This is a genomic window from Nostocoides japonicum T1-X7 (genome assembly GCF_001046855.1).
Lineage (GTDB): Bacteria > Actinomycetota > Actinomycetes > Actinomycetales > Dermatophilaceae > Nostocoides > Nostocoides japonicum.
Genome location: NZ_HF570958.1, coordinates 4,365,748 through 4,372,160, shown reverse-complemented (window position 1 = coordinate 4,372,160; position 6,413 = coordinate 4,365,748). Strand labels below are relative to the sequence as shown.

Below are 6,413 nucleotides of genomic sequence, written 5' to 3'. Positions count from 1 at the left end.
CGGTGACGGCCGGCAGCGCGGCGCGGGCCGGCGTGGCGGCCTTCGTCAGCGCGGGGTGAGCGGTCGTGTCGCCCGTGGCGTTGGCCGGCAGGGCGAAGGCGGCGACGAGGCCGCCCGAGGCGGCGAGGACCGCCGATCCCTTGACGACCGGCTGGGTGGAGCGGCCGATGACGAGGCCGAGCTCCGACAGGGGGTTGTAACGACCCGGGGCGCGGTGGCGCCCGGCGGCAGCGTTGTGAGCCACGTGTGAACCTCTCCAACGCCTACGAGGTGAGCTGTCGGGTTCGGGTCAGAGGTCTACCCGGCCGGCGCGCACGGTCACCCGCGCCGCGTCGGCTTCACCCCAAGGTCCGTCCTGGGACGGGCCGGGAAGTGGTTCCCCCGCTCCTGCCAGCGGTCGTGACCCGATGCGGTGGCAGGACTCGGCGTCCGCCTCGGGAGCCGACCTCAGGGATGGCCGACCGCGGGAGACGCTACAACACCGTCGCGCGAATGTCACGTTTGGGTCACGGCGGCTGTGGACACCGCCTCCGCACCTGCGGAGGAAGACACGGCATACATCCCGAATGTCCATATCCACAGAGACAATCCGCGGTATGCCGTGTGGCGACCTTCACACCGTCGCGACGGCTCCCGGAGCCGGTGAGGCGGTCACGGGCCACGCCTCCGGGCGACTCCGGCCCCGACCAGCAGGCGTCTCAGGCCGGGGCGCCGGGCTCAGACGGGGTAGGTCGCGAAGACGTGCATCGCCACGTCGTCGGGCAGCGACAGACCGGTCGACTCCTCGGCGCCCTCGAGGACGGCGACGATGCGCTGTCCCTCCCGGCGCACCGCCACCCGGCTCCCCGGGAGGAGCCCCGCCGCGGTGATGAGGGTGAGGGCCTCGTGGTCGACCTGGACCGGCTCGCCGATGCGGCGGACGATGACCGTCACCGGCTCCTCGTCGGCGACCTCGGTCAGCGGGTGCATGCCGGTGAGGAAGCTCTCGTTGTCGTCGGTCGCGCCGAGCTCCTCCAGCCCGGGGATGGGGTTGCCATACGGCGACTCCCGGTGGTCCTGCAGCATCGCGAGGATCTTGCGCTCCACGCGCTCGGACATCACATGCTCCCAGCGGCACGCCTCGTCGTGGACGTACTCCCACTCCAGGCCGATGACGTCGGTGAGCAGCCGCTCGGCGAGCCGGTGCTTGCGCATGACTCTCGTCGCGAGGAGGCGGCCACGGTCGGACAGCTCGATGTGCCGGTCGCCCGCGAGGCTGAGCAGACCGTCACGCTCCATGCGGGCGACGGTCTGGGACACCGTGGGGCCGGAGTGGCCGAGCCGCTCGGCGATGCGGGCTCGCAGCGGCGGGATGCCCTCCTCCTCGAGCTCGTAGATCGTGCGGAGGTACATCTCCGTCGTGTCGATGAGATCCGTCACGGTCCTAGCCTCTCATGAGACGTCTGGGATACGGGATCGTTGGGCGCCGCGCGTCGGGGCAGCCAGCACATGAGCCACAACGCCCCGACGAACGCCGTTACTCCCACGAGGGTGCAGGCGAGGGCCAGGCTCGCGGCCCCGGCCACGACGCCGATGCCGAGCGGTGCGCTGCTCCCGCCGACGACCGAGAGGAACCGCCACCCGCCGAGGAACTGGGCGCGCCCCTCGGACGGCGCGTGGTCGGCGCCGAGGGTCATGACGATCCCCGAGCCGAGCCCGTTGCCGACCGACCCGACGATCGCCGCCGCGCCGACCCCGGCGAGCGTCGCGGTGTGCGGGAGGACGAGGAAGGCCACCCCCATGAGCGTCATGCAGGGGATGGCGACCCAGCGCCGGCCGAGGCGGTCCATGACCGACCCGGCGGGGTAGAAGACGAGCATCTCGAGTCCTGCGGCGACGCCGAAGACGAGGGCCGTCTGGCTGGCGGTGAGGCCGACATGGAGCGCCCAGAGCGGGATGAGGGTCGTCCGGGCTGCGCGGACCGCGCCGATGAACAGGACGCCGATCCCGACCGTCGCGAAGGTCCGGCGGTGGGCCCAGAGCACCGTCCGCGTCGGTTGTCGGGCCGGCGCCGTCCGCAGGGCCAGGTCGTGCTCGGCCGTGATGTCGCGCGACAGCAGGACGATCGCTCCCGCGCCCAGGCCGGAGACGACGGCGATGGCGTAGGCCGTGCGCGGTCCCCACAGGTGGATGACCGGGGCGGCGATGAACGGTCCGAGGAACAGGCCGATCCGGTTGACGCCGCCGAGCGTCGACATGGCGCGTGCGCGAACGGCATACGGCACCGCCTCGACGAGGTACCCCTGCCGGGCGACCATGAAGACCGAGGCGGTGAAGCCGAGGGCGAACTGGGCGAGCAGGTACCCGGCGAGCGACGGAACGAGCCACGCGACGCTGGAGAACACCGCGTCGACGGCGCAGCCCCAGATGAGGGCCCGGCGCTCGCCGACCCGTGCGATGAGCGAGCCGGCCGGGATGGCGAAGAAGACCTCAGCGACGAGGCCGAGCCCGACGGCGAAGGACGCGACGGACACGGACGCGCCGAGGTCGATGGCGGCGAGGGCGATGACCGGTGCCGTCGCGCCGGTGCCGAGGGCTGCGACGACGGTCGGGCCGTACGCGGGAACGGCGATCGATCGGAAGGTGAAGGTCTCCCCAGGGCTGCTCGTCCGGGTCGTCTTCGTCATCCCCGTCATTGTGCAACGAACGACCCCGGAGGCCTCGGGTACGTTCACAGGATGGCTTCCCTGCACGTCCCGGCCCGCTTCAACGGACCTCCGCACTCCGCCAACGGCGGATGGTTCGCCGGCCGGGTGGCCGAGGAGGTCGACGCCGACGTCGTGACGGTGCGGCTGCGCACCCCGCCGCCCCTCGACCGCGACCTCGCCGTCCTCCCCGCGTCCTGCGCCGAGGGCGACGCGTGGGGAGTGCAGGTCTGGGACGGAGAGCCCACGGCCGGCAGCATCGTCGCCTCGGCCGTGCCTGCCGCGGCCGAGGGGCTGGGTGACGACGTGCCTCCGCCGGTGGCCTTCGACGTCGCGCAGGCGAGCGGGACGGCATACGAGGGGCTGTCCGACCATCCGTTCCCGACGTGCTTCACCTGTGGGACGGCCCGCTCGGACGGACTCGGACTGCGGCCGGGCCGGGTGCCGGGTGGGGGCGGTGAGTATGCCGCGACCTGGGTCCCCGTGGAGGTGTCCGGGCCCATCGTGTGGGCCGCCCTCGACTGCCCCAGCGGCTGGTCCGCCGGAGTCTCGGGGCGCCCGATGCTCCTCGGGACGATGACGGCCCGCGTCGTCGAGCTGCCGGCCGTCGGCGAGCGCTGCGTCGTCGTGGCGTGGCCCCGCGGCCGCGAGGGGCGCCGGTGCCCGGCGGCCTCGGTGCTCTACGGCGACGACGGCCGGCTCCTCGCTCGGGCCGAGTCGATCTGGGTCGCGGTCGACCCGGCGACCGTTCGGCCCGTCGCCTGATCGCCGGCGTCGCGCTCGGCGACGGCTGGGCCGCGGTATGCCTCGCACGTGCCGAGAAGATGTCGCCCAGACCTGATCCGAACGACATCGACTCGGCACGTGCGGGTCGGGGTGCCGCACGTGCCGAGTTGATGCTGTCCTTGGATCGTCCTGACGACAACAACTCGGCACGTGCGGGGTCGGCGGGCGGTGCGTTCCTAGGGTTGGAGCCGCTCGACGCGCCAGGCGTCGGTATCGGCGAGCGACCCGGCACCGACCCGGACGAAGCGGAGCCGGTCGTGCAGCCGGTTGCGTCGGCCGCCCCAGAACTCCACGCTGTCGCACCGGATCCGGAACCCGCCCCAGAAGTCCGGAACGGGCACGTCGTCGGGCTTCCCGTGGTCGGGCCAGCGCTCGGCATACCTCTCGTATGCCGCCTCCAGCTCGGCGCGGGACGCCACCGGCTCGGACTGCCGCGAGGTCCACGCGCTGATCCGGGAGCCCCACGGGCGCTCGCCGAAGTAGGCGGTGACCTCGTCGCGGGAGAGGGCCTCGGCCGTCCCGCGGAACCGGACGGCCCGGAACATCGCGGGCCAGGTGAGCGCGGCGGCAACCGCCGGGTTGGCCGTGAGCTGGCGGCCCTTGGTCGAGGTGAGGCAGGTGACGAAGCCGGGTCCGCGCTCGTCGAAGAAGCGCATGAGCACGGTGCGGACGTCCGGGTGCCCCTCCGCGTCGACCGTGGCGACGGAGATGGCGAGCGGCTCGGGAGTGTCGCCGACCTCACGGGACCGCGCCAGGGCGTCGTCGACCCAGCGGCTCGCCTGGAGCCACGGGGTCGCCCCCAGCTCCTCCTCGGACAGCCCCTCGCCGGTGTAGTCGGTCCGCTCCGTCACCATGGCGGCAAGGCTACGACCCGCGCCGGCGAGACCGCCCGGACCCTCGTGGGGAAGCGAGCGGGAGTCCTGACAGCAACCGGCTTCCCCACGAGGACGCCAAGCGGACGCGCGTATGCCGTCCGTCAGGGGGTCGGGTGCATCGCGTCGTAGCGGACGAAGGTGCGCTGGAACACCCCGAGCAGGACGATGACGACGACGCAGAGAACGCCGCCGACGATCGCCGTCCAGTCCTCGTGGAGGTGCTCGGTCGCCCACCCGGCCACGGCGTCGCCGAGGCGAGGACCGCCGGCCACGACGACGACGAAGACGCCCTGGAGCCGGCCGCGGAGGTGGTCGGGCGTCGCCGACTGGAGGATCGTCTGCCGGAACACGGCGCTCACCGAGTCGGCCGCGCCGGCCCCGAACATCGCGGCGAGGCCGAGCGCCAGCGCGGCGTCCTGCGACAGGTGGCCCTGGCTGAGCAGCAGCGCGACGCCGAAGACCGACACGCCGAGTCCCCAGCCGACGATGCTGACGACGATCGCGAGGCCCTGGCGCCGGATGAGGCCGAGGGGGCCGCTGAAGACCATCGCGACGATGCCGCCGATGGCCGTCGCGGCATACAGGAAGCCGACCGTCCGGGCGCCCCCGCCGAGGAAGATCGCCCCGGCCGCGGGGAAGAGCACCCGAGGGGCGGCGGTCAGCATGGCGACGATGTCGGCGACGAAGGTCATCCGGACGTTGGGCCGCGTCCCGAGGAAGGCGAACCCGTCCCAGACGGCCCGCAGCCCGCGGGGCCGCTCCTCGCCGTCGGCGATCGGCTCGGGCGGTATCGGCCCGAGCGAGGTGAGCCCGGCGATGGCGCCGAGCGTGAGGACCGCGTCGACGGTGTACGCGCTGCGGAACCCCCACAGCTCGATGAGGAAGCCGGCGAGCAGCGGCCCGAACGTCAGCGAGGAGTTCATCGCGAAGACGGCGAGGGCGTTCGCCGCCGGCAGCTGCTCCCGCGGGAGGATGCGCGGATAGATGGCCGAGCGGGCCGGGTTCGTCACGGCGAAGCCGCCGTTCCACACGGCGACGATGAGGAAGAGCAGCCAGACGTGGCCGTTGCCGAACCAGGCCTGCAGCGCGGCCGTGGCGCTCGCGACGAGGGTCACGCACTGGGCGACGAGCGCGACGAAACGGCGGTCGTGACGGTCGATGAGGGTGCCGCCGTACAGGCCCATGACGACGAGCGGCACGAGGGCGAAGAGCCCGACGAGGCCGACCGCGGCCGTCGACCGCGTGATGGCGTACACCTGCAGCCCGATGGCGACGTTGGACAGCTGGGTGCCGATGTTGGAGAGGCTGAACCCGGCATAGAGACGCAGGTATGCGGGGTGCTCCCGCAACGGGGTGACGTCGAGGAGGACGGCCATCGGGACCGCTGCTCAGCCGACGACGGCGATGCCGAGCTGCCGCGCCAGGGCGGGCGCCACGTCGAGCACCTGCTCCAGGGACAGCGTGGCTCCCCTCAGCGACGCGACGCCCGAGGGCATGACGAGCTCGGCCCCGGACAGGTCGACGCCCTGGCACCGGACGTTGTCGAACCGCGGCTCGACGAGCCGGCATCCGGCGAAGGTCACGTCGCGCAGGGACGCCTCCGCGAAATCGGGCTCGAGGAGGACGCAGCCGTCGAATGCCACGTCCCGGAGGGTGGTGCCCCGCCAGTTGGCGAACTCGACCTTGCCGCCCTCGACCCGGACCCGCCGCATCGAGGCGCCGTGCAGCTGGGGAGCGCCGAGCCGGGGCTGCACGATCCGGCTGTCGAGCCACTGCGACCTCGACAGGTCGGTGCCCGCGCCATGGACCCACGAGACGCGGCACTCGGTGAACCGCGCCCCGGCGAGCCGCACGTCGCTGAGGTCGCAGCGCGTCAGCGTGCACTCCAGGAGGAGGCTGTCGGTGCCGTCCTCGCCCGTGAGGTCGACGCCGTCGAGCACCGCCCCGTCCAACTCCGACCGCGGCCGCAAGGTCGGCTCAGCCACGGGTGTCCGCGACGGCGTGGTCGGGGGCGACGACGCGGGCCGGCGCCCCGGCCGCGGGGTCCGGCTCCGCGGGAACGGCCGCC

The 6,413-nt window shown here is 73.2% G+C and carries 6 protein-coding genes, 1 pseudogene and 1 riboswitch; of the genes and pseudogenes, 1 reads left to right on the top strand and 6 read right to left on the bottom strand.

Annotation, left to right across the window (positions count from 1 at the left end):
• The 3 genes and pseudogenes from BN12_RS25445 to BN12_RS19830 all read right to left on the bottom strand — a co-directional run.
• Positions 1–244, bottom strand: a pseudogene (locus BN12_RS25445) (C40 family peptidase); the annotation flags it as partial.
• Position 245: 1 nt separating this feature from the next.
• Positions 246–438: riboswitch (cyclic di-AMP (ydaO/yuaA leader) on the bottom strand.
• A gap of 279 nt (positions 439–717) precedes the next feature.
• A complete protein-coding gene (locus BN12_RS19835) occupies positions 718–1,419 on the bottom strand; it encodes a metal-dependent transcriptional regulator (RefSeq protein ID WP_048555202.1) in 702 nt (233 codons plus the stop codon).
• Entirely contained in the window at positions 1,416–2,666 is a 1,251-nt protein-coding gene (locus BN12_RS19830) for an MFS transporter (protein WP_048555201.1), read from the bottom strand. The genes BN12_RS19835 and BN12_RS19830 overlap by 4 nt, the downstream gene beginning before the upstream one ends.
• A 51-nt stretch (positions 2,667–2,717) precedes the next feature.
• On the opposite strand from BN12_RS19830, the gene BN12_RS19825 reads away from it, so the two are divergent.
• Entirely contained in the window at positions 2,718–3,449 is a 732-nt protein-coding gene (locus tag BN12_RS19825; protein ID WP_048555200.1) for a hotdog family protein, read from the top strand.
• 197 nt (positions 3,450–3,646) lie between these two features.
• On the opposite strand, the gene pdxH is transcribed toward BN12_RS19825, so the two are convergent.
• The 3 genes from pdxH to BN12_RS19810 form a co-directional block, all read right to left on the bottom strand.
• Complete coding sequence (gene pdxH, locus BN12_RS19820; protein ID WP_048555199.1) at positions 3,647–4,324, bottom strand: pyridoxamine 5'-phosphate oxidase; 678 nt, start codon at positions 4,322–4,324, stop codon at positions 3,647–3,649.
• A 122-nt stretch (positions 4,325–4,446) separates the two neighbouring features.
• Positions 4,447–5,721, bottom strand: coding sequence for an MFS transporter (locus tag BN12_RS19815; RefSeq protein WP_048555198.1), 1,275 nt, complete (start codon positions 5,719–5,721; stop codon positions 4,447–4,449).
• Between the two features lie 12 nt (positions 5,722–5,733).
• Positions 5,734–6,330, bottom strand: coding sequence for a pentapeptide repeat-containing protein (locus BN12_RS19810; RefSeq protein ID WP_157635582.1), 597 nt, complete (start codon positions 6,328–6,330; stop codon positions 5,734–5,736).
• Positions 6,331–6,413 lie beyond the last annotated feature (83 nt).

Excerpts from the sequence above, each read along its gene's own strand:
- BN12_RS19825 (WP_048555200.1), top strand. The coding sequence starts at position 2,718 with ATGGCTTCCCTGCACGTCCCGGCCCGCTTCAACGGACCTCCGCACTCC.
- BN12_RS19815 (WP_048555198.1), bottom strand. The coding sequence starts at position 5,721 with ATGGCCGTCCTCCTCGACGTCACCCCGTTGCGGGAGCACCCCGCATAC.
- pdxH (WP_048555199.1), bottom strand. The coding sequence starts at position 4,324 with ATGGTGACGGAGCGGACCGACTACACCGGCGAGGGGCTGTCCGAGGAG.
- BN12_RS19830 (WP_048555201.1), bottom strand. The coding sequence starts at position 2,666 with ATGACGAAGACGACCCGGACGAGCAGCCCTGGGGAGACCTTCACCTTC.